The organism is Pontibacillus sp. ALD_SL1 (assembly GCF_017355605.1).
This window is the reverse complement of the sequence record NZ_CP062975.1, coordinates 797,568-821,115: the sequence shown is the minus strand read 5'-3', so window position 1 is coordinate 821,115 and position 23,548 is coordinate 797,568. Positions and strand designations below refer to the sequence as shown.

At 43.5% G+C, this 23,548-nt stretch carries 39 protein-coding genes; 8 read left to right on the top strand and 31 right to left on the bottom strand.

Features of this window, described 5'->3' with window-relative positions:
- Positions 1-80: 80 nt before the first annotated feature.
- Entirely contained in the window at positions 81-866 is a 786-nt protein-coding gene (locus IMZ31_RS23780; protein WP_207530929.1) for a menaquinone biosynthesis protein, read from the bottom strand.
- 78 nt (positions 867-944) lie between these two features.
- Here IMZ31_RS23780 and IMZ31_RS23775 point away from each other — a divergent pair, with 78 nt between their 5' ends.
- Positions 945-1,244, top strand: a complete 300-nt coding sequence (locus IMZ31_RS23775) for a hypothetical protein (protein WP_207530928.1) — start codon at positions 945-947, stop codon at positions 1,242-1,244.
- A gap of 30 nt (positions 1,245-1,274) precedes the next feature.
- A complete protein-coding gene (locus IMZ31_RS23770; protein WP_207530927.1) occupies positions 1,275-1,487 on the top strand; it encodes a hypothetical protein in 213 nt (70 codons plus the stop codon).
- A gap of 345 nt (positions 1,488-1,832) precedes the next feature.
- On the opposite strand, the gene IMZ31_RS23765 is transcribed toward IMZ31_RS23770, so the two are convergent.
- From IMZ31_RS23765 to IMZ31_RS23690, 16 genes are all read right to left on the bottom strand, one after another.
- A complete protein-coding gene (locus IMZ31_RS23765; RefSeq protein ID WP_207530926.1) occupies positions 1,833-2,771 on the bottom strand; it encodes a DUF2268 domain-containing putative Zn-dependent protease in 939 nt (312 codons plus the stop codon).
- A gap of 445 nt (positions 2,772-3,216) precedes the next feature.
- Entirely contained in the window at positions 3,217-3,450 is a 234-nt protein-coding gene (locus IMZ31_RS23760; RefSeq protein ID WP_207530925.1) for a hypothetical protein, read from the bottom strand.
- A gap of 146 nt (positions 3,451-3,596) precedes the next feature.
- Positions 3,597-3,806, bottom strand: coding sequence for a hypothetical protein (locus IMZ31_RS23755; RefSeq protein WP_207530924.1), 210 nt, complete (start codon positions 3,804-3,806; stop codon positions 3,597-3,599).
- Positions 3,807-3,859: 53 nt separating this feature from the next.
- The gene (locus IMZ31_RS23750; RefSeq protein ID WP_207530923.1) at positions 3,860-4,105 is read right to left on the bottom strand and encodes a hypothetical protein; all 246 of its coding nucleotides are present in this window, start codon (positions 4,103-4,105) and stop codon (positions 3,860-3,862) included.
- 149 nt (positions 4,106-4,254) lie between these two features.
- Entirely contained in the window at positions 4,255-5,580 is a 1,326-nt protein-coding gene (gene iscB / locus IMZ31_RS23745) for an RNA-guided endonuclease IscB (RefSeq protein WP_207530922.1), read from the bottom strand.
- 278 nt (positions 5,581-5,858) lie between these two features.
- Positions 5,859-6,053: a hypothetical protein gene (locus tag IMZ31_RS23740; protein ID WP_207530921.1), complete on the bottom strand. Its 195-nt coding sequence runs from the start codon at positions 6,051-6,053 to the stop codon at positions 5,859-5,861.
- A gap of 36 nt (positions 6,054-6,089) precedes the next feature.
- Positions 6,090-6,269: a hypothetical protein gene (locus tag IMZ31_RS23735; RefSeq protein WP_207530920.1), complete on the bottom strand. Its 180-nt coding sequence runs from the start codon at positions 6,267-6,269 to the stop codon at positions 6,090-6,092.
- 28 nt (positions 6,270-6,297) lie between these two features.
- Entirely contained in the window at positions 6,298-6,579 is a 282-nt protein-coding gene (locus IMZ31_RS23730; protein ID WP_207530919.1) for a hypothetical protein, read from the bottom strand.
- A gap of 41 nt (positions 6,580-6,620) precedes the next feature.
- Positions 6,621-6,824, bottom strand: coding sequence for a hypothetical protein (locus tag IMZ31_RS23725; RefSeq protein ID WP_207530918.1), 204 nt, complete (start codon positions 6,822-6,824; stop codon positions 6,621-6,623).
- A 108-nt stretch (positions 6,825-6,932) separates the two neighbouring features.
- Positions 6,933-7,358 carry a hypothetical protein gene (locus IMZ31_RS23720; RefSeq protein WP_207530917.1) on the bottom strand — a complete coding sequence of 142 codons (426 nt, stop codon included), beginning with the start codon at positions 7,356-7,358 and terminating at the stop codon, positions 6,933-6,935.
- Positions 7,359-7,483: 125 nt separating this feature from the next.
- On the bottom strand, positions 7,484-7,648 hold the full coding sequence (locus IMZ31_RS23715) for a hypothetical protein (RefSeq protein WP_207530916.1): 165 nt from the start codon (positions 7,646-7,648) through the stop codon (positions 7,484-7,486).
- On the bottom strand, positions 7,645-7,965 hold the full coding sequence (locus IMZ31_RS23710) for a hypothetical protein (protein WP_207530915.1): 321 nt from the start codon (positions 7,963-7,965) through the stop codon (positions 7,645-7,647). Before IMZ31_RS23710 ends, IMZ31_RS23715 begins: the two co-directional genes overlap by 4 nt.
- Before the next feature lie 19 nt (positions 7,966-7,984).
- Complete coding sequence (locus tag IMZ31_RS23705) at positions 7,985-8,416, bottom strand: hypothetical protein (RefSeq protein WP_207530914.1); 432 nt, start codon at positions 8,414-8,416, stop codon at positions 7,985-7,987.
- A 188-nt stretch (positions 8,417-8,604) separates the two neighbouring features.
- On the bottom strand, positions 8,605-9,342 hold the full coding sequence (locus tag IMZ31_RS23700) for a DUF4352 domain-containing protein (protein WP_207530913.1): 738 nt from the start codon (positions 9,340-9,342) through the stop codon (positions 8,605-8,607).
- Between the two features lie 83 nt (positions 9,343-9,425).
- Entirely contained in the window at positions 9,426-9,665 is a 240-nt protein-coding gene (locus tag IMZ31_RS23695) for a hypothetical protein (RefSeq protein ID WP_207530912.1), read from the bottom strand.
- Positions 9,666-9,915: 250 nt separating this feature from the next.
- Positions 9,916-10,323, bottom strand: a complete 408-nt coding sequence (locus IMZ31_RS23690) for a ParB N-terminal domain-containing protein (protein ID WP_207530911.1) — start codon at positions 10,321-10,323, stop codon at positions 9,916-9,918.
- A gap of 561 nt (positions 10,324-10,884) precedes the next feature.
- Between IMZ31_RS23690 and IMZ31_RS23685 the strand changes: the two genes are divergently transcribed.
- Positions 10,885-11,139, top strand: coding sequence for a hypothetical protein (locus tag IMZ31_RS23685; RefSeq protein ID WP_207530910.1), 255 nt, complete (start codon positions 10,885-10,887; stop codon positions 11,137-11,139).
- An 80-nt stretch (positions 11,140-11,219) separates the two neighbouring features.
- On the opposite strand, the gene IMZ31_RS23680 is transcribed toward IMZ31_RS23685, so the two are convergent.
- The 4 genes from IMZ31_RS23680 to IMZ31_RS23665 form a co-directional block, all read right to left on the bottom strand.
- Positions 11,220-11,825, bottom strand: a complete 606-nt coding sequence (locus IMZ31_RS23680) for a PDDEXK family nuclease (RefSeq protein WP_207530909.1) — start codon at positions 11,823-11,825, stop codon at positions 11,220-11,222.
- 110 nt (positions 11,826-11,935) lie between these two features.
- Positions 11,936-12,190, bottom strand: coding sequence for a hypothetical protein (locus tag IMZ31_RS23675; RefSeq protein ID WP_207530908.1), 255 nt, complete (start codon positions 12,188-12,190; stop codon positions 11,936-11,938).
- A gap of 115 nt (positions 12,191-12,305) precedes the next feature.
- Entirely contained in the window at positions 12,306-12,821 is a 516-nt protein-coding gene (locus tag IMZ31_RS23670; RefSeq protein WP_207530907.1) for a hypothetical protein, read from the bottom strand.
- Positions 12,822-12,962: 141 nt separating this feature from the next.
- Positions 12,963-13,136, bottom strand: coding sequence for a hypothetical protein (locus tag IMZ31_RS23665; protein WP_207530906.1), 174 nt, complete (start codon positions 13,134-13,136; stop codon positions 12,963-12,965).
- Between the two features lie 150 nt (positions 13,137-13,286).
- Between IMZ31_RS23665 and IMZ31_RS23660 the strand changes: the two genes are divergently transcribed.
- Positions 13,287-13,652 carry a hypothetical protein gene (locus IMZ31_RS23660; RefSeq protein WP_207530905.1) on the top strand — a complete coding sequence of 122 codons (366 nt, stop codon included), beginning with the start codon at positions 13,287-13,289 and terminating at the stop codon, positions 13,650-13,652.
- A 28-nt stretch (positions 13,653-13,680) separates the two neighbouring features.
- Here IMZ31_RS23660 and IMZ31_RS23655 read toward each other — a convergent pair whose 3' ends face one another.
- Positions 13,681-14,061 carry a hypothetical protein gene (locus tag IMZ31_RS23655; protein ID WP_207530904.1) on the bottom strand — a complete coding sequence of 127 codons (381 nt, stop codon included), beginning with the start codon at positions 14,059-14,061 and terminating at the stop codon, positions 13,681-13,683.
- 149 nt (positions 14,062-14,210) lie between these two features.
- Between IMZ31_RS23655 and IMZ31_RS23650 the strand changes: the two genes are divergently transcribed.
- Positions 14,211-14,579, top strand: coding sequence for a hypothetical protein (locus IMZ31_RS23650; RefSeq protein ID WP_207530903.1), 369 nt, complete (start codon positions 14,211-14,213; stop codon positions 14,577-14,579).
- Positions 14,580-14,640: 61 nt separating this feature from the next.
- Here the strand turns inward: IMZ31_RS23650 and IMZ31_RS23645 are convergent, their stop codons facing one another.
- The 3 genes from IMZ31_RS23645 to cas9 all read right to left on the bottom strand — a co-directional run bounded on the left by IMZ31_RS23645 (position 14,641) and on the right by cas9 (position 18,823).
- The gene (locus IMZ31_RS23645; protein ID WP_207530902.1) at positions 14,641-15,027 is read right to left on the bottom strand and encodes a hypothetical protein; all 387 of its coding nucleotides are present in this window, start codon (positions 15,025-15,027) and stop codon (positions 14,641-14,643) included.
- A gap of 186 nt (positions 15,028-15,213) precedes the next feature.
- Positions 15,214-15,696, bottom strand: a complete 483-nt coding sequence (locus tag IMZ31_RS23640) for a hypothetical protein (RefSeq protein WP_207530901.1) — start codon at positions 15,694-15,696, stop codon at positions 15,214-15,216.
- Positions 15,697-15,763: 67 nt separating this feature from the next.
- Complete coding sequence (cas9, locus tag IMZ31_RS23635; RefSeq protein WP_207530900.1) at positions 15,764-18,823, bottom strand: type II CRISPR RNA-guided endonuclease Cas9; 3,060 nt, start codon at positions 18,821-18,823, stop codon at positions 15,764-15,766.
- Positions 18,824-19,108: 285 nt separating this feature from the next.
- On the opposite strand from cas9, the gene IMZ31_RS23630 reads away from it, so the two are divergent.
- Together IMZ31_RS23630 and IMZ31_RS23625 are read left to right on the top strand one after the other, a co-directional pair.
- Positions 19,109-19,447 (top strand): hypothetical protein, encoded by a 339-nt coding sequence (locus IMZ31_RS23630; RefSeq protein WP_207530899.1) that lies wholly within the window; start codon positions 19,109-19,111, stop codon positions 19,445-19,447.
- A gap of 144 nt (positions 19,448-19,591) precedes the next feature.
- Complete coding sequence (locus IMZ31_RS23625; RefSeq protein ID WP_207530898.1) at positions 19,592-19,957, top strand: hypothetical protein; 366 nt, start codon at positions 19,592-19,594, stop codon at positions 19,955-19,957.
- Between the two features lie 50 nt (positions 19,958-20,007).
- On the opposite strand, the gene IMZ31_RS23620 is transcribed toward IMZ31_RS23625, so the two are convergent.
- The gene (locus IMZ31_RS23620; RefSeq protein ID WP_207530897.1) at positions 20,008-20,253 is read right to left on the bottom strand and encodes a hypothetical protein; all 246 of its coding nucleotides are present in this window, start codon (positions 20,251-20,253) and stop codon (positions 20,008-20,010) included.
- A gap of 79 nt (positions 20,254-20,332) precedes the next feature.
- Positions 20,333-21,469, bottom strand: a complete 1,137-nt coding sequence (locus IMZ31_RS23615) for a DNA-methyltransferase (protein ID WP_207530896.1) — start codon at positions 21,467-21,469, stop codon at positions 20,333-20,335.
- 144 nt (positions 21,470-21,613) lie between these two features.
- Here IMZ31_RS23615 and IMZ31_RS23610 point away from each other — a divergent pair, with 144 nt between their 5' ends.
- On the top strand, positions 21,614-21,946 hold the full coding sequence (locus tag IMZ31_RS23610; RefSeq protein WP_207530895.1) for a hypothetical protein: 333 nt from the start codon (positions 21,614-21,616) through the stop codon (positions 21,944-21,946).
- A 67-nt stretch (positions 21,947-22,013) separates the two neighbouring features.
- Here IMZ31_RS23610 and IMZ31_RS23605 read toward each other — a convergent pair whose 3' ends face one another.
- The 4 genes from IMZ31_RS23605 to IMZ31_RS23590 all read right to left on the bottom strand — a co-directional run bounded on the left by IMZ31_RS23605 (position 22,014) and on the right by IMZ31_RS23590 (position 23,493).
- On the bottom strand, positions 22,014-22,301 hold the full coding sequence (locus IMZ31_RS23605; protein WP_207530894.1) for a hypothetical protein: 288 nt from the start codon (positions 22,299-22,301) through the stop codon (positions 22,014-22,016).
- 77 nt (positions 22,302-22,378) lie between these two features.
- A complete protein-coding gene (locus IMZ31_RS23600) occupies positions 22,379-22,798 on the bottom strand; it encodes a helix-turn-helix domain-containing protein (protein WP_207530893.1) in 420 nt (139 codons plus the stop codon).
- Between the two features lie 64 nt (positions 22,799-22,862).
- Complete coding sequence (locus tag IMZ31_RS23595; protein ID WP_207530892.1) at positions 22,863-23,099, bottom strand: hypothetical protein; 237 nt, start codon at positions 23,097-23,099, stop codon at positions 22,863-22,865.
- 223 nt (positions 23,100-23,322) lie between these two features.
- Positions 23,323-23,493 (bottom strand): hypothetical protein, encoded by a 171-nt coding sequence (locus tag IMZ31_RS23590; RefSeq protein ID WP_207530891.1) that lies wholly within the window; start codon positions 23,491-23,493, stop codon positions 23,323-23,325.
- Positions 23,494-23,548 lie beyond the last annotated feature (55 nt).

Below are 23,548 nucleotides of genomic sequence, written 5' to 3'. Positions count from 1 at the left end.
TCTTATTGTACAACGGAATGGAGGAGAAGAAGAGAAAAAGAATGGCCAAAAATAAAAACGTGCCAGGAGGCACGTTTGGTTCACATTTTTTCTTGTTTTGTTGGGAAAGCCGCGAAGGTTTTGTACAGGTTGATCGATTCGACATGTCGAGGCGTAAGTTCATAGGATAGCGCATTCTGGAAATAGTTTTCCCAGAATAAACGATCCAGGGAAGCATCCTCTATCTCGTTAATCAGCCTATGAAACGAATCTTTATAACACGCCGCCAAACTTTGTTCCATTTCCTGTACCAAAACGGGCGGAATGTTCACGTTTTTTTGTTTCGCAAGCACCGCAAACACCATGGGCAGTCCTGTTTGTTCTTTCCACAGGGACCCGAGGTCATACTGATAATAGTTCGTATCTTTACGATGTTTTATAGCGTCGTCGCCGATCAAGAGAGCTGCGTCATGATGTTTCATCATGGTCGGAAGGCATGGATCTGAAACGGTAAATGCGTTCTCGAATTGAAAAAACGTTTTCAATATGATTTTCAGCAGTCCGACGGATGTTGCTGATGTGTTGGTTACAGCTACCCTTTTATGATCAAGGGATCTTAAGGGGAACTTAGAGAACAGCGTGATCGACCCAACCCCCCCGTCACTTCCCACGCAAAAAGGAGAAATCAGTTCATATTGCTCTTCGTTTTCCAGATAGGCATATAAGGACATTCCGCTCACGTCCAATTGTTTCTCTTTCATTTTTTTATTCAAAACAGCTGGCACCCCTTTCACGAAGGAAATGCCGTGCTCTCTTTCTAGCTTCACTCTATTGACTCCGTGAAAGATCGGTAAAAAATTGGTATAGCTGATTTCGCCTACTTTCATCCAACATCTTCCTTTCCGATTTTTCCTATTATACAATGAGAGGGAGAAAGGTTGAGAAAAAAAGGGAGGATGGCAGATATGAAGCAAGGTACCATCACGTTTAAAGACGGAAGAACAGAAAAAGTAAACCTGAACTCGTTTTCTGATCTGGATAAACGGGTAGATAAAGAAAATATCCTAGAAATCAAGATAGGCTCCCCTTCCGCGCATCCCGACCATCCGAAGTACCAAACGGTATGCATAGCGGGAGACTGGTTCATTGAGGCGTATTCCGAGGATTTTGGGTATGTGTATTTGCTCCAAAAAGGTCATATGGTGCCCGTTTCTTTTCAAACGGAAAAAGAAGCGGTTCAATACGCGGAGGAAATCTTGTCTTAATATAAAAAATCGTAATAAAGGAGCGACGCGATGAGACCCCCTGTAACCCCAGAAGAGAAATGTCGGTTTTTTGATCAGATTCAAGAGTTGATTGAAACCGCTCACCCCTGTAATGAAACGCTCGGCAGAGATGTCGTTTCGTTATATTATGAAGTAACGTTAACCTCAAAAGAGAAAGAAGAAATCCGTGAGTTAATCAGGGAAAGCGACCCTCGCGAACTCCAGAAAACGATAAACGAATGATAAAAGGTTGCCCAATAGGGTAAGTAGTTCACTTGTGAAGTAGAAAACGCCAATTCACAAGTGAACTAACAAGGTAAATCGCATAACTTTGGACTGCAAAATGACACTAAAAACGCAGAGGAACGTAAACCTCTGCGTTTTTAGTGTTTTATTGACTTGTTATTCAACTAAAGCTACCCGTTTATTGAATAATGAATTACTTTCATCGGTATTGCCCCACTAAATTTCCAAACCATTAAATGACTACGCCTGTTCCAGATGGATTCACATGAAAAAGTAGTTCATTTTGTAGCACAACATAATGTTTTTTACTCCTACCGTACTACTTAGGTAACTCTCAGCTTGTTATTGGTAATTATCTATATAGTTGCCATCATTGAAAATCTCTAGGGCTTTAATAGGTGTCCACTCTTCTGGTGTAAGATCTGGGTGTAACTTGAGGTATGATTGGACCATCTTATACCCTTCGCTATATCCGTAAAGGTCAGGTAATCCTTTCCCTCCAGAAATTATTTCCATCGATCTATTGAAATCTGCTTTGTGAAAATCATTTTCAATACTATCCCAATGTTCTTGATGATATCTCTCGTCAATTGGTGTAAATGTGATATCAGGATAAGCTATTTTCTCGAACATAACAGCTTTACCTTCAAAAATTAAATTATCTAAAACTGTGGTACTCGCATTGTCGGTTAGGTATTTTTCAGTCCAAACACTATGATGATACTCATGAGCTATTCCCGCTTTAATAGAACTATCATCATAATACTTGCTATATAAAACAATGATTTTCCCAGCTCCAACTGTAAACATAGGTACAGTTTTGGTAGTCGGAAATACACACACTGTTGTTTCCTTATCAGATGGAAGAAGATTAGATGATTTGATTAACGCTTGCTTTATGGTTTCCTCAACTTGTTTTTCCTCAATTTCTTCACTTAGTGTAGGCAGAGGCGTGTAAACACTTGGTGTCGAATGAAGGATAGAATCCGCCATATACGGGTACTCCGCATTCGCAAAACAATCTTGATAAACAGGATCAATAACCACTTCTTTGTACACATCCAACTCGGAACGTTCGGTGTTATTTTCTATTTTTTCTCTTAAACCTTCAAAAAGCTTATCGGCTCTCACAATTTTAAACTCTTGATTTGTTTGAGGGTTTTCAAATGATAAAACAAGACTATCTTTCCCCTCTTCTTTTCCACCCGCTACTGCTTCTCCCTCATTCGTTTGTGAACAAGCACATAAAAATAGTAGCGTTAGTGCAGTAGCTAATCCCATAATTCTCTTATTTATTAAAAAAACCTCCCTTATTTAAATCCCTTCGCTTTAAAAATTCTATTATCAAGATGCACCTTAATTAAAAGGACAGTTCTTCTTTCACTAACCTGCCCCGTTAGTTTAAGTACAATGTTTCACAAAGTCTGCATATGTAGTTAATCATTAAGCCTTTCGATCCTACAAAATCTTACAATTAACTATACTAAATAACTTAGGTTTTGACCATGGTTTTAGCATCATTTTAACTTGTGGACAATAGCTGTTGTCCAGTTGCTAATCCTTGTGCTAAAACCGTTGTTATTTTAGACGTAAAACCACAATAACCCTGTTATATCAATAAAAAGAAACATGCGAATTCCTATGTGAATTCGCATGTTAAAAGCCTTGCTATTTTTATTTTTCTACCTCTAAACCGAACTACTTACCAATAGGGGCAACCTTTTGTTTATGTTACTGTTCTTTTTATTTCTTCCAATCGTTCCTCTGCTTCTCTTTCTGTTCGAAAACCATCCTCAAACAGTTCCGTACCGAAACAGAGCACCCATTCGTTTTCTTCGCCTGTTGGGTGCCCGTCCCCATCAAAAGGAACAGCATCAAGCCAGACGATTTCAACTTCCTGGCCTTCTTCTTCCAAATTTCTTAAAATATGGCACCATTCTTCTGTGTTCAATCGCTTCATGTACAACATCCTTTTATAGGGATATTCCTTTGTTTATGAAATTTTCCTTTTAAACGAGCCGTACCATTCCTTTAGCCCCGAACTGATTACGCTCCGTTCGAGATAGAGGAACGAAAAAAAGTTGCCCATTTTGGGGCAACTTTTGTTTATAGAAGGTTTTCCACCTGTTCCCTGACGCACGTTTCAAGTTCAGAATCATCCTCTGTTGAACACACTTTCAACCAATCAACATCGAGCAAATGCTGACAGTGATAATAAACTTCTTTTTCGTCCATATCAGGGTACATTTCTTTGATTTTGGCTTTGATGTCTTCCTCTTTATATTGGCATTCCATTTCACTGATATCTTTATTCATGGTAACCCACCCTTTCCTGTTTCTTCCTTTTATAAGCACTTCCCTGAATCACATCAACCAAACAACCCATGTAACGCTTTTCGCACCTCTCGGTAAGCAAATAGCGGAACTTCAACCGTTCGGTCTGTTTCCGTATCGGTCAGGATCATCCTCGGTGCATCCTTGTGAGCTTTCACCTTGAAACGAGCGGGCATGGCTTGCCTGTTTGCCTGGTCAACAATCCCGCCGCGTAGTTCGCCCAGTTCTTCTTGTAAGGCGCTGTTTGCTTTTTTGTCAGAAGAGATCTCGTGTTTTTTCATAGGGCTCACTCCTCATCGTTTTATTTTTGGAATACATAATCGTATTTGTCGTAATTCCTGCGATTCCATTCGACGACCTTCGGATTCTTCACCAACAATCAGGCAAGGAAGCCCCCAAATTCATGTGTGGGGAGGAATTGCCTTTCTTATCATGCTTTTCTTTCGATGGAATAAGAGTACCCATCGAATCGTTGCAGAACGCTTGCAAACTTCGAATCAATCCCTTGAGCAATTCGTTTCCCCTTCAAATCTTTAATATCAGCACGTCCCGTGGAACGCATCGCAATCGTGCCGAAATGTGTTCCTTTGTATTTTCCTCTTGGGACAAGCGCTTTAACCATATCTCCACTTTGAAATCCACAAATATATTTGGTTTTCGGCATGTAACGGATTGGGAAGCCATATTTGTTTGTTCCAGAACGGTAACGAGAACCTCTGCCTTTCGCTTTGATTTGCAACACGGTATTCGTTTTAAACATCCATTGTTCAGGTGTTGATTCTCCAACGCACGTGGCATCGTAATAATGTTCTTTCGGTAAAGAATGATTAATGCGCTGCATTTTGGTTCTAGCGCCACTACCACATTCAACCACTTTAAATACTTCTTTTAACTCATGGAATAGCTTCCACCTTGTCGCATTAACAACTGTTGCGTCTTTTAAGCTCTTTTTCAGTTGTGGTTCGAGCATTTTAATGTTTTCAATTATGAGTTTATTGCGTTTTGTTTTCTTTTTCGATAAATCCGCTATCCATTCATCAGGCAATAAATTGTCTTTTTCTTCGTTACAAGTACGACAAGCGAGTGTTAAATTACTTACACGGTTAGAACCACCTCTTGATTTAGGTTGAACGTGTTCTATTTCTAGTGGAACACCTTCGGTGTGACAATAGACACATCCCCTATTAAACTTCTCGAGCAGATATTCTCTAACTTCATAACCAAGGAGCTCCCCTTGTTGGTATTCCACGCCTGAAATCTCAGGATTTTGCATTTTATGAAGATCAAATTTAACGAGTTCCAGGCTAACATCTTGGATAGGAATCAGTTTTTTAAATCGATTTACCCATGAAAGAATATTATCCACTCGTGCCATCAAACTTGGCGCTAACCAGCCTTCTTGACGCTTGCGATTCGAAAATCGTGAGGGACGATAACGAGTTTTACGGGTACGTCTCCCCCGTCTAAAACTTCTTCTTGATTCTAATTTCTGTTTAGTGTCTGTTTTATGATGAATTTCTCCTAAGAAAACAACTTCTTTGTCTTTAACAATCGAAATACCCGTTGTTTTGCTTCCAGGGTCTACTTTCAATCGATACGATTGGTTATTGGTTTCTTGTGTTTTGAACTCTTTCAAACGAATCGTAAATGGGAACTTTTTGTGTACCACTGCTTTCCCTTGTTTTAATAACTTCCTTGCTTTCGCAGGAGAACAAGGATGGAGTGGTTTTTTATTTTTATTTAACACAAAGACCATAAAAACAGTCTCCTTTCCGCCACAAGGGGGAGATTTTAAATCTAACTCGTCATAAGACGGTAACGTGAGCGTATGCTCATCTCTCCTCGCACATGTTAAGAAGGGTTGAAAACAATATAGACACTGCTCGCTACACCCCTAGCTGGCTGTTTAATCTATATTCCATAGAGCCTGGAACTGGAGAAGCATTCCAGGGTATGCACCTTCCTAACGGAGTTCGCTTTAGCATTTCTGCATAAAGGAACCAATGCTGGTCAACTCAGAGCTTATAAAGAATTTTACAAGCCCCCGCTTTTAAGCGTGGGGTAGTTGACGTACCCAGCACTCGCTTCGCTGTGCTGGCCAATGGGGCAATATATCATTACACGTTCCACATGACCTGAAACCTTCTCAACCGCCACAAATACGTCTCCTGCATAGGTTGCCTCTCCGTCTCTGTCTACAAAGTAGCCGATAATGTTCGTTTGTTCCATATGACCATCTCCCGTGTTTTGATTTTGATTCTGTTACTACGATTTGACTTTTTTTAAGATGATTTCATACCCTTTTATCGTCACTTCGTGAACGAATACCTCATCCAGTCCTTTAGGGTCAAGGTCTTTCAGTGCCTCTTCTTTGTTTTCCCCTGCGACAAAGCCTTTCATGACGATTTCACCAGCGAATTCCCCTTCGACTTGAAACAGTTTCAAAGAATCCTCTCCTTACTGGGTTCCTGATTTATGATTCTTTCGCTAAACATTCATCCAAAAACACCTGATTTTCACTAAGATAACGAATTCTTCTGACAGCAGTCACCAACCCACGGTAATGCGCCTTCAAATCCCCTTTGATCAGACTCAGGCGCATAAGTCCCGCATGATGGTCAAATTTGGCTAGGTTTCGGTCAACTTGTTCTTGCAGTTCACGGCTCTCGACTGGGTACTTCTCTAATTGACGCCGTATCATTTCTCGCCCCATCGTGCGGTATTCCATCATTTCTTTTTTCGTTACATCCCTCATGAGAATCATCCTTTCTGTTTCCTTATTGCATTCCCCGTCTTTTAATCACAAAAGGATTCATAAATCCCTTCCACTCGGCTTTTGGTATAGGCTGTAAGTGGCTGATTCACCAACCACTTCTTAAAGGAACGGAGCTTCATGCCTGCTCCTTCCGCTCGTTCGAACATCGTCTCCACAACAGACGGGGTAACCCCATCCCAGGAATCAGCAGATTGCTCGAAAATTTCTTCATAACGATTGCTCATATGATGTTCCTCTCTTTCTATTTTTTTCTATTGTACTACGGTTCTCGGAGATCGGGCGTTTTTCCCTAACTAAAAAAGACCAAGGATAAACTTGGTCTTTGCGGTTTCTTATAGAGCGGTGTTTTTCACCAGAAAGATTTCTTCGATTTCTTCAACCTCTGAACGGAATCGGTCAAACGCTTCCTGGAACAGTCCGAGCACCTTTTCTTTTTCATCCTCTTCCAAGTTTCCGATTTCAGCACATTCCATTAAGGTTTCTTCTAATCCTTCGTCAGAGCTGATATCAGGGCGTTCGATTCCGTAATTGTATTGGATCACATCGATTATCATGCTATTTACATAATGCCAGTGAACGTTGCTGACAACCTTTGTTTTGAATCCAATCGATGATAACAGGTCGGCTTGTTCATCGCTGCATGCTCCTTCATCGATGAATTCCGAGAACTTGAATTCATTCTCAAAATTTAAGGCAAGGGCTCGATTTCCGTATTTCTCATAACTGTCCTCGTGAATGTTCAGGTCTTGAAATTTCATAATCATCGTCCTTTCTGTTTTTGGTTACTGCTTGATCGCACGAATCGTGATGGACCCTTCATCCGTTTTTTTTGGAGATGTACTCAATCCCTAATCCATCTAACGCGTCAGCAACTTAAGGACGGTTACTCATTCTTCTCTTCCAACAAATCCCCGTCTACGGCTATTCTTGTATCGTCTGACCAGCCGACTTCTTCAATGGATGCTTCGTTCCAATCCTCGCGTTCACAAACCTCGGACCAGATGCCGAGCTCTTTGCATCTTCCAATTGTGGTCGCTTTTCTATTCATCGCTTTTCCTCCTGTTCATACGAAAGAGCAGGATCCACATAAACAAGGATCGCTTTCTTCCAGGGCAATTTATTCATCTTGTTTAGAATCTCTTTCTCGTCCGCACTTTCGTCCCTCATGTTTTCAGCGAGCTCCTCGCCGTCCCAGTTCCTGAGCCATACGCGTCCACTCTCATCTGAATAGATCTGTTCGACGAGGATTTTCGTGATGTCTCCTATCGTGTAGGGGTGATCGCTTGCTTCGTTTGAGTACATCATGATTATCTCATGTTCAGGATAGTCTCTCAGGTATTTTGCCAGCTGTTCCCGTTTATTCATACAATTCTCCCTTCACGCATTACTCAAATTTGTACACGTAATAGCCATCTTGTCTGACCTCTTTTCCATGAACAGCACTAATATAGTATCCATACCCTCCGTTATGGCGCGCGCAGCATTCGGCAAAATAGCGAAGACCGACGGTTTTTTCGATGAGCCTCAACAACTGAGGCGTGTTTAAGGCTTCCCCGTCGCTGAACTCGACATCGCTCGCTTCTAGAATAGGTTTCGGAATCCCCACCGTATATACGAGAAAGGATTTTGAGAACACATACCCTTCCGTATTCTCTTTGAAATACGTTATGATCTCATCCAGACTCTCTTCTTTTGTGAACACGGCATACATCGTTCCGTCTTTTGAAAGATAGGAATGGTCTCGGAACCCCTTTTTGAAATCAAGCGGGTTCTCGTGAATGGCTTTGCATAATACAATCTCTCGTTCTTGTAGCATGGTCATCTTCCTCTCTTACCTCTTTCTCCCATTGTACTACGGGATGGGAATCAGCGAGTTTTTTCTCTTCCTTTTTTGGAGCGTCTTCGCACATAGCCTTCTGCTTGTTTTTGCCGTGTAAGGTCAGGACCAAAAAAACAAACAAGACGTCTTGTTTGTTTTTTGATCTCAAGTTGCCATTACAGGCATTATTTAATGTTTACTTTGTGTTCTCCATCAATAAGAACGAACCATTCACCTTGATCGAATAATTCTTTCGAAACTTCAAACACATACGCGCCGTTTGTCGTAATTCCAGGGTTCAGATCACTTAACATTTTTTCATTGTATTCTTCGTTCTCACCAGCGTAGTAGCCGCTTGCTTCGATATCGGCATCATACGCCACCCCTTTTTCATCCATCAATTGGATATCAGGATAAGACCAAGAGGTCATCGGCTCATCGGATGTATTCTTTACTTTATATTGGATGACCGCGAATACGCCCCCCTCACTCACCTCTTTGTTCAAAAGATCATTGCCGACCTTATCTTTCGTTTCAAATCCCGCAACCGTTACTTCAGCGCCGTCAGCAGGTACGGATTCGTTCACTTCGTAAAGAGATGCTTGAACGTCACCCTCTGCATCGGCAATAAGATCCGTCGTGTCAATATCCTCGATTTTTTCCAATTCCTCATCGACCGATGTAAAAAATGACACAAGGGCAAACGAAATGAGAATTTTCGTGATCCACGTTAAACTGAGCAGGATCACAGATGTAATCATAAACCCGCCCTTTTCTTTTTTTGTGAGAGCCACGATGTACAAAATCGTACCTGTTATAACAAGAAGCCACCCCACAAGAGGCACCAGCCCCATCAGGAACGCGATTAACGATACCACAAATGCGGCTATGACAATGCCACTGGTTTTTTTCTCTTCTGACATACGATCTCCTCCTTTGTCATTGTTAGACTACACCACAATTTAGTGATTACTTTTAAAAAATATGATTTTCTTAGCCACCTCCGTCAAAACAGCCCTTTGAAGAAGAGATACACCATTCCTTTCCACGTCCAGGCCAAGGTGAGCAAAACAAGAGACGCGGTCATAAACCCTCCCTTTTCCTCCTTGATCAAAGCAACAAGGTGAAGAACAGTTCCAGCTATAAGTAAAACCCAGCTCACATAAGGCACCAAGCCTAACAAAAATGCGCTAAGTGACACCGCGAACATCGTGACAACAAAACCGTTCCTTTCGTTTTCAGGCATAAGATCCCCCTCCTTTACGACAGCACTATCACATCCTCGCGAGAAAAAGAATGTTTTGCCACTCCTTCCCATAACGGTTTTTCCGAGTAAGGATGAAACCGACGGGCGGATTTTTATGGAAACCCTATGGGGTTGTACTTGTTTTGCACGGTAACGACAACGAGGGCCTTGTATGCGAAAGTTTATACGAATGAAATTTAAAAAAAAGCGAACCACTTTGGTTTCGCTTTTTTTGATTCTATACACACCCTTATTCACCGATCAGTGTAGGAATGCTTTTCAAACCGTGTCTAATGGCTATTGCAAAACGATGATACCCGTCTCCTACGACAAAAGACCCTTCCTGATCCACCATCAGAATGATCGGTTCTACCGAAGGATCTTCTAGCCAGTATGTTTCAATCATGCCTACACTGTCATATCCCCAGTACTGTGATCGCCCTTTTTGTTCATACTCAATCCAATCAATCCATTCGGATGGGGTTTGTGAAATCTTTTCTTTTTTTCGGACGACTTCCGTTTCCATATGCCGAAAGGTCCAATGCAGTTCGTCTGCTCCTTTATAGAAAGAACCGTCATCGCAAAACGATAAAGCGTGATACCTTAACTCATCCTGATTCATATCTTCAAACCGTTTCTCTTCAACGTTCCTTTTCATATCTCATCAGCCTCTCTTATGTTCTTTTTTTTATTATATCGGTTTTGATTGATCAGCCTTTAAAAAATCAAAAAAAGAGATGTGGACAAACCAGAGCTAGCTTCGTTTTTTTTGGTGCATTTATTTGGGACCCAGTGGCATACTATTCCATGCACAGATATTCTGTCAGTCTCTGCTATACTGTCCTCACCCACTATGCTTCAAGAACAGATCTCATGTTGCTTATTCCTCCCCTATACGTTTGACAGGAGATCATCCTTGTGGTATAGTACACCTATACAACCTTTAATCAGTAGGGCAGTATAGTAAGATGATTTACACCCCCCAGGTGTATCATCGTAACGTTAGGGATCGTAAACTCCCTCAGGAAACCATCGCACGTTGTGCGGTGGTTTTTTGTATGCTTTTTTCTCCCACCCCTGCCCTCTGCACCCTATCCTGAAGACAGGAAATCGCATCACAAAAAACTAAAAAAACAGGAGAAACAGGTTCGATCCATCTACTCGAACCTCTAAAAATGATGTATAACATATATAGTTCATTTCGGAGAGGGGACTACATATGGATATGAGGGAATATTTAAGTGATTTTTTGGAAGAAGCGATTTTTTATGACGGGTTGGATGAGGCCATCATCGGTTATGGTGAGAGATGCGGGTTGTCCGTTGTCTTATACGATGCCATCAAATGCATGGAATTGTTCGTGAAAAATGACGGGATGACGGAAGAAGAAGCGGTGGAACATTTCGAGTACAATATTTTGGGGGCTTACTTAGGGGAACATACACCTATTTGCTGTTACTTAGATACGGAATAATAAACAGAATGGACGCACCATTCTGTTTATTTCATCACGCTATACTTACCATCCCGATACCTTTTCGTAAACCTCGGGTGTTATTGAACGCGTATAACCGATCGGGGGTACTGATCAATGTTCCTTGTCAGTATTTCTTCCTCAATAAAACGCTTTACCTCGTTATGGGGAATCGAATGGTGAAAACGAACCAATTTGATTTCTTGCTCTTCACAATACGTATCTTTCAGCTGATCACGATATTTCCTTTCACGGAAGCCTTGTTCACCGCCCATATGTCCCACAACTCTCTCGTGCTGCTCTCCGTCAATTTCAATGTGACACAAAAAATCGTCCATTTCTTCGTTTTCAAACAAGGTAAAATCAAATGGAAGATGGCGTTCATGAACCAGCCCTTCCCATCTTGACTGATGCTCAAACGGAACTCCGTTCGTTTGAAGGAAATCATACACAGCTTTTTCGCGACTTGACATCGTACAATGCTGACAAAAAGCCCCATTTTTTCTTAAGTAATAGGTGAAATGATTGGGGTCCACATGATTCACTTTTCCGCAATCGTTATGAATGATATCAATCTTTACTCCTGTTTTCTGATAGGGCTCCATAAAGGTGTACTTCCCCTCAAATCCAAGCTCATTCACTTTCCTGACAAATGAATCATGATCCGTTACATCTTTTTTGGGCATTCGATTCGCCTCCCTTTCCCTTTCACTCTACCACTCTTGTATTTATTTTCCAAACAGAAAGGGTGAGGGGGGCAGCGCCAAAAAATCAGGATGGAAATTCCACCCTGTTCTTATTTCAATTTATCTCTCTTCTCGGCATAGTCGAGCCCGTCGACGAGCGCTTCTTTGAACGTATCATGAGACGCTGAGTAGTACAGGTCGTACATTGAGACATCGGTTACCTCAACCGTGAATGTAACAAGAGGGATTTCTCCCCTGTCTACCCGATCCCCCAATCCGTTACTGCGTTGATTCATTCCGATCACGCTCACCACATATCCTTTTTCCATAACCGCTTCATGGCGTTTGGTGTAGCTGTCTCCCATAGGTATTCCTCCGATCGCTTTTCTCCTATTCTAACACGCCCTAACCCTTTTTCGGGAAAATGAAAAAACAGAACGGCAGGAGCCATTCTGTTTATGGTGTAAGACTTTCTTTTATTTAATCCAAATAATCCAATTCAATCAAAGCGCAGATGAAATCTTCCCATCTTTTCCCGTCAAACGCTCTCTTAATCTCTTCTTCCTGTGTTTCAAATAAATTGATCGCGCAGGAGTCAGAAACCGAAAGATTCTCCACCATGGCGTGACGCTGATCCTCGCTGATCGTGATGCGGTAGTCATCTTCAAGGTTCCCGTCCTCAACTGTGAAACGAAGGTCATACCCTTTTGGATCACGGTATCGATCGAGTACATGCTCATTGAAATAGGACTCAACAGCTTCCTGTTCCTCTCCGTTAAGGGAACGCCCTAAAGCTTCTTCGACTCGTTCGATTTCAAGCGACGGATCATGCCCTGAATAAAGATCCATTGAAATTGAACCAATGCCGTTTACATCTTTTCCCTCATAACGGCTTCCCCAGTTTTCGATATGGGAATCGACCAGGTGTTCAACTTCTGAACGCAATACCTCCTGTAACTCGTGGGATACGTTTTCGATGTGTTTGTCATGTCTCATTAGAATCTCCCTCTCCTGTGCTTTTTTTCTAGTATAACGGACGATACCACGCCCGAGGAAAACTTTCCAGCGTTTTTGCAGACCGACCCATTATGAAGCACCTTCTTGTACCCCTATATTCCTGGGGAAGCATTACTCATATTATAGCTTGACCCCATACCCTTCAATGACAATATACTCATTATCTACGGTAATAGTTGTGATGCCTATAACCTTTATTTTAATGGTTTCCACTTGCTTTACTACAATGTTGTCGCCAATTGATATGGAAGAGCCCGTTTCTTCTTTTCTAAAAGACTTCTTGAACGTAATCATATCTTATCTCCCTCTCTAGCAGTTTTTTCTAGTATAACGGACGATGCCACGGACGAGGAAAACTTTCCATGGTTTCCTGAGATCGCCCGTACCATAAAGAAAATTATGGTACAATTCCCATATATCGATTGTAAAGGCAGGGATCTTCGTATGAAACGAACCATTGTATTGACCCTTCCTCTTGTCATTATGGCATTAGGGACTGTTTCATTATTTTTACCAGAAAACGCCCATCTGCTCACCCTGTCAGCGGGAATCCTGCTGGCGCTGGTCACGGTCGTATACCTTACCATCAAGGGCAAAAAGCGTTCTTATGCAGGCAAGAGCCTGTTCATTTTTTTCAAGAAAGAACCTGGCATTCTCAGCCTGAATCTGGCGATCTTGTGTCTTGGGATATACGTACTGTTTGAGTACGCGGAGGCTGATGGTAAGTCAGATGCTCTTCTCTTTATGTTTTGGGGATTCACTCTCTTTTTTCTAGCGGAACAGGCGAAGAATCGACGAAAAAAAGCTTAGAGATTCTAAGCTTTTTCTGTTTAATAGGTTACGAGATTCGCTTTTTGTTCTCTCCTGATCCTGTTAGCGATGAGTTTATCCGAACCGTAACAGACTCGTCACAGAACCATGACTCAAGAACCGCAGCTATCCATTGTTGCAGAACGTAACCTTCAGCACTAGCCGTTCCATCCTCTGTTGGGCATGTTTTTCCTCGATGGAATGCCCTCCTACTCACCTCAAACACTCCTCCTTTCTCACATACCCCTATTCTCACCCATTGCCCGATTCCTACCTGGCCCTCGTTCGTGAAATCAACGGAGAAATCACCAGGGCGAACCCTGTGGCCACTATACGAGAACCCATCGATGCCCTCATCCGACAGAGCCTTGAGGACGTGCATAAAAAGGTCGTGCGTGCTCTTATTCATCATCATCTCCCCCTCTGCTTCTTACTCTTATAGTAGCACGCTTTTAAGCACGGTCCCCTTTTTTGGCCCCCTATTTCGACCCGCCCCCTGCTCCGTAGCAAAATATGGTACAATGTCCGTAAACCATGAAAAAAGGCAGGGTCATACCTATGAAATTGAAAGTTGCACTCATCACATCGTTTATCCTTATGGGGATTGGGCTCTTGTCTCTGTTCCTGCCTGGGGAGACCCGCTTCCTCGCCTACTTCTCAGGCATTCTTATTGCCTCTGTCGGAGTGGCGCGTATGATCACAATGGTCAAAAAACGCAACTACGGAGACGTGAGCTACATTCATTTTTTCAAAAAGGAAAAAGGGTTCCTCAGCCTCGTTGCAGCCATTACTTGTCTCACGCTTCGCTTCTCCTTAGAATACGCAGGGTACGACCGAGCTTCAGACAGCTTTTTGCTGCTGTTTTGGGCCTTTATTCTCCTATCCCTCGCGGATAATCGGAGCAAGAGTAAAGAACGGGAAGAATAAAAGCTTAGGAGAAATGGTCTCCTAAGCTTTTTTGGTGTTTCCTCTGTCATATTTTTCAGAACTACAAGATTCTTCTTTCAATCAATCCTGATTCGAATGGGGTTGGGTTGCGGACCACTTCTACCCCTTCTCCCATTTGTTCTTTCAGGAGTCTTGCGATCACGCGTTGAGGAACTTTCCCTTCCGCAAAGGCTGACGGGTCATCCGTTAAGCGTGTTTCCCCTTTGTCGAAACTCCAAATGTCCAGTTCCAGAGTGTTCGGCTCTTTTTCAGAAACCGTGATTTTAATTTGCTGCCCGATCATTGGCCGATCCTCATTTTTGAAATAAAAAGATAAACCACTTCGCCCCTCGTAATAACCTTCATAAACATACCCGTCGAGGTTTTCTCCAATTAATCGTTCATTCAAAACGGCAGAAAGCTCCTGAAGTCTTTGGTTTTGTCCCATCCTCATCTTCCTCTCTTCTTCATTTTCCTTATTGTAGCACGGTTCTTGAAGGGATAACGGAAAGCACCAGCGTTCTTTTGTTCACGAACGTCCCCGAATGCTGGTTCATTCTCTGAATGGGATAACGAATTCTTTCTCTTAGGAAGAAAAAGACCAAATCACAGGTTGATTTGGTCTTTTGCAGTTTTATTGTCGGAGAGCTCCGTAGTCACTGATCCCGTGTTTTTGCACGATTCCAAAAACCGCTTTATCGATTTCTTTCATCGCCGTGATCGCTTCCCGATCGTCAAGAAGCGTTTCATCGCTTAAATAAAACCCTGACGATAATTCCTGACCGTTGTTTCCTGCTGCGATGAAATAGGAGATGATCCCATTCGCGACAGAGGTTTCGATGCGAAGAAGAAACGGAACCTCTTCTGTTTCCGCGACGCCGAAGCGATCCTCAAGCTCTTTTTTCAAAGCCGCCATTTTCGGATGAAGGCTAAAACCGAAACTGTCTTCCCCGTAACGGGCGGACAGGAGTTTCAGCCCGTATTCGTTTGTGGGGTTTCGATGAAGGACCCCCTTGTCAGTGAAGACGCCCCCTAATTCTGAAACGTGAAACTGAACGTTGAACAAGTGATCGAGTTCATCATCCGTTCGGTACATGCTGTTTTTCCAATGTCTCATAAGAATCTCCCTTTCTCTTATCCTTTTTTCTGATCCTACCACAGAAAAGAAGAGAGATGGGGATTCATTAGGATAAAGCTCTTCGTTTTTCGTTTTTCACTTCCCCGATGCGTCCAATCGGGTCGATCTGAAGCTTTTTGATCCTTGGCGGATTCCGCTTAAAGCTAAGTGTGAACACATCCGCATTGCTTCGGTCTGGGAAATGGAAACGAAGCGAAGCAGAAGACGTTAAAGTTGAATTGTACATCATCTTCACTTTTTCCCCAGGGTGAAGAATGCGCACGCCCCCTGATTTTAAAGGAATCTTTTTCTCCCCTGTCATCGTGACCTCAACGAGATCATTACGGTGCAGGCTGAACAGGAACTCATGGGTGTCATCGATCTCTGGCCACGATTCATACCCTTTTTTCGGAACAGCCGCGCGATTTGGCAGAACCCCGTTTGCCCAATCAATGACATAAACAGGAACGAGGCTGATCTTGCCGTCTTTTTCGAACAGATCGACCCGAAACATATCGCCGCTGTACACCACGCCACCATTTACATGACGGATACGTCCAGCGTTTTCGGTGACTTTGACCGATTTGACAGGAACCCCGTCAACGATGAGGGGGTCTCTGAATGGTTCAGGTTTCTGTAACCCTTTCTTTTCCCCTTTCGATAAGCTGTCATAGTGTTTTTTCTCCTCGAGATACGTCAGATACCGCTTCTTAATCGCCCCGTATACGGCTTCTCCGTCTTCTTTCCCGAGCATTGGGAAATCCCCGTTCCCATCAAACGTCAGGTCGGATAACGGTTTTCTTACGGCTGTTGTATAGAGCCCTGCTTCTGTTTTCCCGACAAGGGATCGCACCTTTGCCTCGTGCCCTTCTCCTTTAGCGGATCGGTCAGGCATGCGGGAAACCGTGATCCCGTCAAGATGACTCAAAAGATCTTCTATAAAGGTTTCCCATGGAAGCGGGAACGCGAGGTCACTTTCTTTCTTATTGTGTTTGTAGTAACGGGTCACAGCCTGGATCATGCCCCCGTCTGTGACAGCAATAATGGTCGCATCTAAGGCATGATGTATATCACTGTGCTCACGTTCTTTCGTGAGCTCCCATCGCTTACGAAGAAGACTTGTCATGCGTCCGTTTGTGGCGTGAACACTGCAATCGATATGATCACGCAGCAGACCTGTGAAGGCTTTTGCGATATAAGCCGTATCGTTCAGGTGACGCGCTTTCCATTCTTCTTCCTGTGCTCCTGTAAAGGAAGGTTTGAGGAGAAGTTCTTTCTTTTTGGATGAGAGGTGGGATAGTTCCCCCTCTACTCTCCTTTTCAAATCGTTCCACTGGGTTTCGTTCATGAACTCAGTTGGAATTTTGTTTCCCTTGTTCTGGTTCTCGCTCGAGAATACCAGGACAAGGTTGTGGTAACTGTCATCAAAGGATCGGCTGAACGGGATAATGTGGTCCACTTCCGTTTTGTCACTCAGCACCTCTTTCAGGCTGATGGGTTTCCCGCTGTACAGGCAGCGTTTCCCCTGTTCTTCCCACAGTTTCACTTTTTTGATGTCGTGGCCAGTGACGTTTTTCTTTCCGCTTTTTTCGATCGTAGAGACAATTCCTTCGTTCTTCGCCCTGTTTTGTTTGTTCCGCCTGCTTTCTTTCATCCGCTCCTGATCGGACTGTGACAGATCTCGGGCAAACTCAACCGTAATCCGATCGGGAACCCCGTACGTTTTGATGAGACTGTTTACGACTTTTCGGGCCTGCGTTAACGCACGCATCACAGCTCGATTCCCGATCGGGGGGACAGGAGGGAGACGATTCGGTTTTTCTTTTTGAACCTCTTTCTTAAAGCCTTCCTCTTCCATGGCACCACTTAAGTCATATCCCTTCTCCATATGCGGAATCAGGCGATTCATGGCCTTTAAGGAAAGATGACCGAATCCAGATGCCCGAAGCGGGATTAGATTTTCGGCCACTTCTTCTCCGTAGTCCCTGTTGCTGTGGTTGCGGATATATTCGCCCTCTTTTGACAGGTACTCGTTACGAAGATACGCATGGAGCTGGGAGGTTTCCTTGCAAACCGTAATCGCGAAGGCGAATGTATCAAGGTCCGTTTTGTCATACCCTTCACCGACCGCTTTTTTCAAGTCATGAAGGTCCTCCAGTTTCAGGAACACGTCACTCTCATTTTTCTTTAACGTGTGTTCAGGATCATAGGTGATTCCAGCAAACCGCCAATCTTTTTCATCACGGAACAGCGGAGTGAGATCCTTGCGGAGCTGATGATACGTGGTTTTCCGTCGTTTCATCAGCTTTGGGATCAGGGCTTCTCTTTCCGAGTCCGTAAGCCCCCGATATTCCTCCCCTTTTTCAATGCGCAGCGTATGGAGCTCCTGAAGCAGCCTGAAATACTGGAAGGTGTATGAAGCTTTTGGTGCCCGCAGCTCACCAGGAAGAAGGGAACACTCCCCTGCCATTTCCATCATGCCTTCGACGGTGGCAAACGGCAGCTGTTCGCCCCATATTTCTACAAATGACTCCTCGAACGTTTCCGTGGCTTTCCTGTTCCCGAGTTCGCGCTGACGCTTGAACAGGAAACGAATCTCTTCTTCTGTGTGGGAACGGTATACGTTCGTCAGGTAATGCCCAGGCTGGTTTCGTTTCTGCTCCCTGAACCGTTCATCACGATAGAACATCTCACCCATCGTTCGGTACCCTTTCTCCTCAAGGAGCTCGGCATTGGCTCTTATCGCTTCAAGGGTAACTTTCCCGTCCTCATCCGTTTCTTCCCGACGATTGGAACGGTATCCTCTTCGTTTCGAGAGATGAAAAAGAGCACTTCCGAACTCATGATCCTCTAACACCCGATCAAGTCCTTCCGCGCGGTAACGCCATACGTCAGGGTCGCCGCCTTCTGGCATGAGAATCCCCTGCTCGTTCATGAGACGTTTCAGCTTTTTCATGCGTTTCTTTTTTCTGTCGTTCAGTACTCTCGCACTTCGCTTCAGGCGTCTGTCTTCTGCGCCCTCGGCAACAGGAAAGGTGCGTACATTGCTTGCTATAATGGTTTCGTTTTCGGTGTCGACAAGTGACCAGCCGACAGATCCGATTCCGATATCTAGTCCTAGTTTCATCTTCTGGCTCCTTTTTTTCTTATTACTTTCCAACCTACCATACGCGTGTTCCCATTTCTACTAAAAGAAACATTTTACCCCTTTCTACTTGGTGTTTATGGGAATAATTCCATATATTTCTTATGGTATGCCATGAACCTCTGTGCATACGTGCATTCCTCCTATTTTTCGCATAGGAAACCTGCTTGCTTCCGTGGAAAGGACCTCGCCCCTCCCCTCTTCTTGCTAGGATAAGCAGGAGTGGTGTATCATGGGTAAACACCACGAACAGAGGAGGAACACCATATGGACAAAAGACAAGAGATTCGGCACCTAATCGAAACATACATTGTGAAGCCTTACGAAACGATCGGGCAGGTCGAGGAATACGAAGGGAAAGAGGCCGCCCGCCTTCGCGAAAAACTGGACGACTCCCTTCGTATGATCGTGCGGTCTGGCCTCGGGATTCCAAAGGACTCCGATTATCACGCTGTGGCCAAAAGTCTTATTTTGCTTCTGGCTCAGGAAGAGGAACCGTCCTTCGAATCGACACTTGACCTGCTTATAGAATGGAGCAAAAAATGCAAGGAGGAAGTGTCAGGCGGCGAACACCCTCAGAAGAAATCTCTGGCTTTCGGCTTGTAAAATGACTCTCGTCAAAAGAAGCTTTTCGAAGCTTCTTTTTTTGCGTTATTTCTCATGGCTGAAAGTGTCAGAAGTCTCGCTCTTTTTTCGTTCGTCCCCTGTAATCGTGCTAACATATAGGAAACAGCCAAGGGAGATGACAGCATGGAATACAAATGCGAATGGTGCGAGAAAGGATTTTACGAAGAGGAAAGGGTTTTGGTCCACGAACAGGGCATTTTCCACAAGGACAAAGGATGTTTCTCTCGTTTTCTCGACGAAACATACGGAATAACAAGCGAGATGACCATGAAGCAGTTCAGAGAAGAGGAACAAGAACTCGATCAGCTTCGAAAACAGGATGCTCTTTTGAACCCGCTTCGGTATTACACAGTTACGGTACGTGACTTCACATCCCGCGTACTCAGTGATGATTTAACGGATGCCATAAACACCGTCATCGATGCTTCTCCTTACAAGGATCAGGTCATCGACAGAAAGGATATCAGAGTGGAATCCACTCCGTTCTGATAACGTAAAAAACCACTCTGGCCAGAGTGGTTTTTGATTCCGCTTTATGTTTATCCTTCAGAAAAAGAAAACATCATATTTTTGTAACTGGCTCGGATCGCATCCTGCGCTTCATGGGAGTAATAATACTCCTGCTCTTTCGTGAGCCCCTGTACCTGCATGACACCAAGAAGTGTCGGGTAGTTCGTCTTGCAATCCTCGACACAATCGTATATTGTCGGGTATTCCATCAGGATTTCTTTTTTGTATACGCCAAGCTCGTTGTCTTCGATGTACGACACGATAAACTGATTCATCTGCTTTCCCTCCCATTTTTTGATCGTTCTTCCTCCATTATACACCCTTTTTCTTTCATGCCTAAAAAGAAAAACCACCCTAGGCAGAGTGGTTTCCATATCGTACTGGCTTGATCCCGTGTCTTTCTCCGATTTTCCCTGCAAATTCAGCATTGTACTCAATTCCAATCGCATGTCGTCCGATTGTTTTGGCAGCATCTAGGATATTCCCGCTTCCCGCATACTGATCGAGTACCACGTCGCCTGCACGCGTGAGCTTTTCAATCAGGTATTGGTATACGGAAACAGGTTTTTCTGATTGGTGCACTTTTTTCTTCGACTTCTCGTGAAACACGATCTGATCGAGGTTTCCGTTTGTCATATAAGGTTTCCCTTTTGGTGAGAGCCTTTTGGCCTTTCCTTTTGTGAAGACAAACAGTTTCATTGCCCGCTTCGTTGTTCGGCCTGTGTTGATTCTTGCTTTGTCCTCTCGGTCCCACACCCAGAGGATTTCTGAATAAAAATGAAATCCTGCATCGAACGCGAGCCGAATGACGTTCATCAGATAACGGATGTTGCTGTGAAGGAAGAACGGAAGCATCTCAACAAGGTAACCCCCTTGAGTCAGCACCCTGAATTTTTCCTTGAAATCCTCTTCATTGTAGGCGAACATCTCATCCTCGTAAGAATCATTGAAGTTGCTCTGATTCCCTGCTTTATGCGCTTTTTTATCGCTCCACGGATGATCGGTGATGATCGCATCCACCGTCTCATCTTCGAGGATAGAGAGATTTCGGCCATCCCCGTTTACAACATTCGCGCCTGCTTCAATCCCCAGTAAGACATACAGGCCGTTCTTGATTCGTTTGAAGAATTTCGTTTTCTTTCGGCCGTGTTCCTCTTCGTGATCAATCAGTATGCCCCGTATACTCGGTCGCTTTGGCGCTTTTAGGTTTTTCTTGTTGTAGAAGTACTCCACCACTTCGTAGATCACGGAAAGAATGCCAAGCCCTCCCGTTAATTCCATATAGCGTTTAACGACGTTTGCGATCGTAATCTCGTCGTTCACGGATGAAGCGAGCTCTTTCAGACGATCTTTTAGTTTCATTTTCTCGATGACTTCAGGAGTATAACGAACGGTTTTGTAACAAGATTTCTTCTCATCGGAAACCTCAACAAAACGGATGATGTGTTGGTTATAAGCGTGGATGGAATCGAAAAATTGGGTTGAGAACATAAGGATCCCTCTCTTTTTCGTTTTTCCTATTATATACGGGTTTTCACCCGTCCTCGTAAAAAAAAGGAAAGGATTGTGTTTTTCTTATGATTCTCCTTTTCTGCTGTACAATAAGGATACGAAAACGGAGAAAGGATGATGAACATGGGTGAAAGAGTACTTATCACAAACGGCATGCATAGAGGCGAAATAGGTACGATCAAAGGAGAAGAACGTTTGTTTAAAGAAACCGAGGGCGAAGGGTTTGCAGAAGATGGTCTTGTCACATTGGAGAGTTCGATCGAATCGATTTCCGTCCCTTATGAATTTGACGGGGAGGTTCTTCGTATTCACATGGAAGAACAGGATTACGGAGATTGGATCAAAAAAGCGCATACAAAAACCTCCCGCTACTGGAAGATGGGATACATCGTTAAGATCGATGAGAATTCTCACCTAACCCTCATTTCAGAAGATCAGCTGAAGATACTAGATTAAACGTACAACAGAAGCCCTTTGCTTCTGTTTTTTCTTACAAAAAAAGCCAGAGAAATATCTCTGACTTTCATAACCAGTACAATGTCTTAAAGAATTCATCAAGTGATACAGGGTAATGCCGATCCTCCCTGTATGAGAGATAATCAGCAAAAAGTTTCTCATAATCAGATGAAGACAAGTCCTCGAAGATTGATTTTTCCGTCTGTTTCTGAACCGCTTCGATACTCATCACAATTCCTGATACTTCCCCGCATACATAGCCGTGATTATAAGAAAACCGAACCTCGTGATTGACCTGTTCGTGACGCTCTTCTTTCAGGTTTTGCAGTGCTTCCAGCACCTTTTCTTTATTCATAGGATCAACCTTCCTTCTTCCGTTTCCCTCATTATAACCAGGAAACCCTGGGGGTGGTGGGGAAAGTAGCGGAGAATTCACGATATGATGGTTAACTCGGCTTCCATTCCAATCGCCTTCATCACGTTTACCATCTTTTCGATGCTTGCCCCGTAGTATTCATTTTTCTCATCTCTTGCTACCTGTGATTGCAATACGTTCAGTTTTGTTGCAAGCTCGCTTTGGTTGATTCCTTTGTAGATTCGGTAAGCGATGAGATAAACTCCGATCTCAGATAACTGGATTGTGGCTGGGAACTCCCCATTCGTGGCGCTTTCATAAAAGCTGATTTCTTCTTTGATCAGGTCCTTAAAACTATGCAGGGGTTCTAACGCTTGTTGAATTTGATCCTCCGTTAATCCGATATCTTCAAATCGTTTTCTTTCATTATGGATATGGTTCTGTTGCGTTTCGAGATCCTCTAACGCTCTTTTATATGCTCGTTCTGTTTTTATCATTTTAAGCCCCCCTTAACATATATGTTAACTACAATGATAGGTTAAGTGGATGCATGCGTCAAATTCAACAAGGGTACAGGAACCGCACCGTTCCGTCGCGGATTTCCCGTTTCAAATCCTTTTTGGAGCCCCTCCTTTGTTTGATGCCCACACCGCTGATGCACCCGAACAGGATCACCTGATCTTTTCTTGAAAACTGAAACAGGTCTACTGACTTTGTTCCTTCGTATCCCATCACGTACCATTCCCCAAGTTGAAGTTCGTCTACACCAAACCTCTTCGCTCGTATTTTGATCCTCACGCGTATCCTCCCCTTATGGTTTTTACATAGTGTATAAGATTGGGAGAAAGAAGACAAAAAAGAACAAAACCAGGGGTGGTTTTGTTCTGCGATCGATTGCGATATCCTTATTTTTTCTGAAGCCTTCGGGAATATATATAAATGCTGTAAAAGCGAAGATTTCAATCGGATTGTCTCTTTTTAACACGTTTTCTGTGTTCCTCGCAATGGGTGGACGCGGGCTTTATGATTCTTCTGGCGACGGAGTGCTGGCAATCTGGTTTCTCGTGTTTTTCGTTTCGCTTAATCTGGCGTTTGCAGAGAAAGATAAGGTGTGGAAACGGCGTGCGATTCTGCTCTCCGTCGTTCCCTTCGTTAGTGCGATCATCATTTTTCTCATCGCCTTTTTCATCATGATCGCCACTTTTTTCTGAATTTCACGCGGGAATTTCCTCACTTCTCCTCTGAGA

What these genes read in the sequence shown, in the direction of transcription:
- IMZ31_RS23725 (WP_207530918.1), bottom strand. Translation starts at nt 6,824, where the DNA reads ATGAGCAATCGTTATGAAGAAATTTTCGAGCAATCTGCTGATTCCTGG.
- IMZ31_RS23640 (WP_207530901.1), bottom strand. Translation starts at nt 15,696, where the DNA reads ATGAGACATTGGAAAAACAGCATGTACCGAACGGATGATGAACTCGAT.
- IMZ31_RS23680 (WP_207530909.1), bottom strand. Translation starts at nt 11,825, where the DNA reads ATGCCCAAAAAAGATGTAACGGATCATGATTCATTTGTCAGGAAAGTG.
- cas9 (WP_207530900.1), bottom strand. Translation starts at nt 18,823, where the DNA reads ATGAAACTAGGACTAGATATCGGAATCGGATCTGTCGGCTGGTCACTT.
- IMZ31_RS23655 (WP_207530904.1), bottom strand. Translation starts at nt 14,061, where the DNA reads ATGAATAAGAGCACGCACGACCTTTTTATGCACGTCCTCAAGGCTCTG.
- IMZ31_RS23755 (WP_207530924.1), bottom strand. Translation starts at nt 3,806, where the DNA reads ATGAATAAAGATATCAGTGAAATGGAATGCCAATATAAAGAGGAAGAC.
- IMZ31_RS23620 (WP_207530897.1), bottom strand. Translation starts at nt 20,253, where the DNA reads ATGAATCAGTTTATCGTGTCGTACATCGAAGACAACGAGCTTGGCGTA.
- iscB (WP_207530922.1), bottom strand. Translation starts at nt 5,580, where the DNA reads ATGGTCTTTGTGTTAAATAAAAATAAAAAACCACTCCATCCTTGTTCT.
- IMZ31_RS23665 (WP_207530906.1), bottom strand. Translation starts at nt 13,136, where the DNA reads ATGATTACGTTCAAGAAGTCTTTTAGAAAAGAAGAAACGGGCTCTTCC.
- IMZ31_RS23775 (WP_207530928.1), top strand. Translation starts at nt 945, where the DNA reads ATGAAGCAAGGTACCATCACGTTTAAAGACGGAAGAACAGAAAAAGTA.
- IMZ31_RS23750 (WP_207530923.1), bottom strand. Translation starts at nt 4,105, where the DNA reads ATGAAAAAACACGAGATCTCTTCTGACAAAAAAGCAAACAGCGCCTTA.
- IMZ31_RS23650 (WP_207530903.1), top strand. Translation starts at nt 14,211, where the DNA reads ATGAAATTGAAAGTTGCACTCATCACATCGTTTATCCTTATGGGGATT.
- IMZ31_RS23660 (WP_207530905.1), top strand. Translation starts at nt 13,287, where the DNA reads ATGAAACGAACCATTGTATTGACCCTTCCTCTTGTCATTATGGCATTA.
- IMZ31_RS23675 (WP_207530908.1), bottom strand. Translation starts at nt 12,190, where the DNA reads ATGGGAGACAGCTACACCAAACGCCATGAAGCGGTTATGGAAAAAGGA.
- IMZ31_RS23690 (WP_207530911.1), bottom strand. Translation starts at nt 10,323, where the DNA reads ATGAAAAGGAACGTTGAAGAGAAACGGTTTGAAGATATGAATCAGGAT.
- IMZ31_RS23715 (WP_207530916.1), bottom strand. Translation starts at nt 7,648, where the DNA reads ATGAATAGAAAAGCGACCACAATTGGAAGATGCAAAGAGCTCGGCATC.
- IMZ31_RS23710 (WP_207530915.1), bottom strand. Translation starts at nt 7,965, where the DNA reads ATGAATAAACGGGAACAGCTGGCAAAATACCTGAGAGACTATCCTGAA.
- IMZ31_RS23695 (WP_207530912.1), bottom strand. Translation starts at nt 9,665, where the DNA reads ATGCCTGAAAACGAAAGGAACGGTTTTGTTGTCACGATGTTCGCGGTG.
- IMZ31_RS23720 (WP_207530917.1), bottom strand. Translation starts at nt 7,358, where the DNA reads ATGAAATTTCAAGACCTGAACATTCACGAGGACAGTTATGAGAAATAC.
- IMZ31_RS23760 (WP_207530925.1), bottom strand. Translation starts at nt 3,450, where the DNA reads ATGAAGCGATTGAACACAGAAGAATGGTGCCATATTTTAAGAAATTTG.
- IMZ31_RS23685 (WP_207530910.1), top strand. Translation starts at nt 10,885, where the DNA reads ATGGATATGAGGGAATATTTAAGTGATTTTTTGGAAGAAGCGATTTTT.
- IMZ31_RS23740 (WP_207530921.1), bottom strand. Translation starts at nt 6,053, where the DNA reads ATGGAACAAACGAACATTATCGGCTACTTTGTAGACAGAGACGGAGAG.
- IMZ31_RS23630 (WP_207530899.1), top strand. Translation starts at nt 19,109, where the DNA reads ATGGACAAAAGACAAGAGATTCGGCACCTAATCGAAACATACATTGTG.
- IMZ31_RS23645 (WP_207530902.1), bottom strand. Translation starts at nt 15,027, where the DNA reads ATGGGACAAAACCAAAGACTTCAGGAGCTTTCTGCCGTTTTGAATGAA.
- IMZ31_RS23730 (WP_207530919.1), bottom strand. Translation starts at nt 6,579, where the DNA reads ATGAGGGATGTAACGAAAAAAGAAATGATGGAATACCGCACGATGGGG.
- IMZ31_RS23770 (WP_207530927.1), top strand. Translation starts at nt 1,275, where the DNA reads ATGAGACCCCCTGTAACCCCAGAAGAGAAATGTCGGTTTTTTGATCAG.
- IMZ31_RS23700 (WP_207530913.1), bottom strand. Translation starts at nt 9,342, where the DNA reads ATGTCAGAAGAGAAAAAAACCAGTGGCATTGTCATAGCCGCATTTGTG.
- IMZ31_RS23600 (WP_207530893.1), bottom strand. Translation starts at nt 22,798, where the DNA reads ATGATAAAAACAGAACGAGCATATAAAAGAGCGTTAGAGGATCTCGAA.
- IMZ31_RS23670 (WP_207530907.1), bottom strand. Translation starts at nt 12,821, where the DNA reads ATGAGACATGACAAACACATCGAAAACGTATCCCACGAGTTACAGGAG.
- IMZ31_RS23625 (WP_207530898.1), top strand. Translation starts at nt 19,592, where the DNA reads ATGGAATACAAATGCGAATGGTGCGAGAAAGGATTTTACGAAGAGGAA.
- IMZ31_RS23780 (WP_207530929.1), bottom strand. Translation starts at nt 866, where the DNA reads ATGAAAGTAGGCGAAATCAGCTATACCAATTTTTTACCGATCTTTCAC.
- IMZ31_RS23615 (WP_207530896.1), bottom strand. Translation starts at nt 21,469, where the DNA reads ATGTTCTCAACCCAATTTTTCGATTCCATCCACGCTTATAACCAACAC.
- IMZ31_RS23705 (WP_207530914.1), bottom strand. Translation starts at nt 8,416, where the DNA reads ATGCTACAAGAACGAGAGATTGTATTATGCAAAGCCATTCACGAGAAC.
- IMZ31_RS23605 (WP_207530894.1), bottom strand. Translation starts at nt 22,301, where the DNA reads ATGAATAAAGAAAAGGTGCTGGAAGCACTGCAAAACCTGAAAGAAGAG.
- IMZ31_RS23610 (WP_207530895.1), top strand. Translation starts at nt 21,614, where the DNA reads ATGGGTGAAAGAGTACTTATCACAAACGGCATGCATAGAGGCGAAATA.
- IMZ31_RS23590 (WP_207530891.1), bottom strand. Translation starts at nt 23,493, where the DNA reads ATGATGAAAAAGGCGATGAGAAAAATGATGATCGCACTAACGAAGGGA.
- IMZ31_RS23765 (WP_207530926.1), bottom strand. Translation starts at nt 2,771, where the DNA reads ATGGGATTAGCTACTGCACTAACGCTACTATTTTTATGTGCTTGTTCA.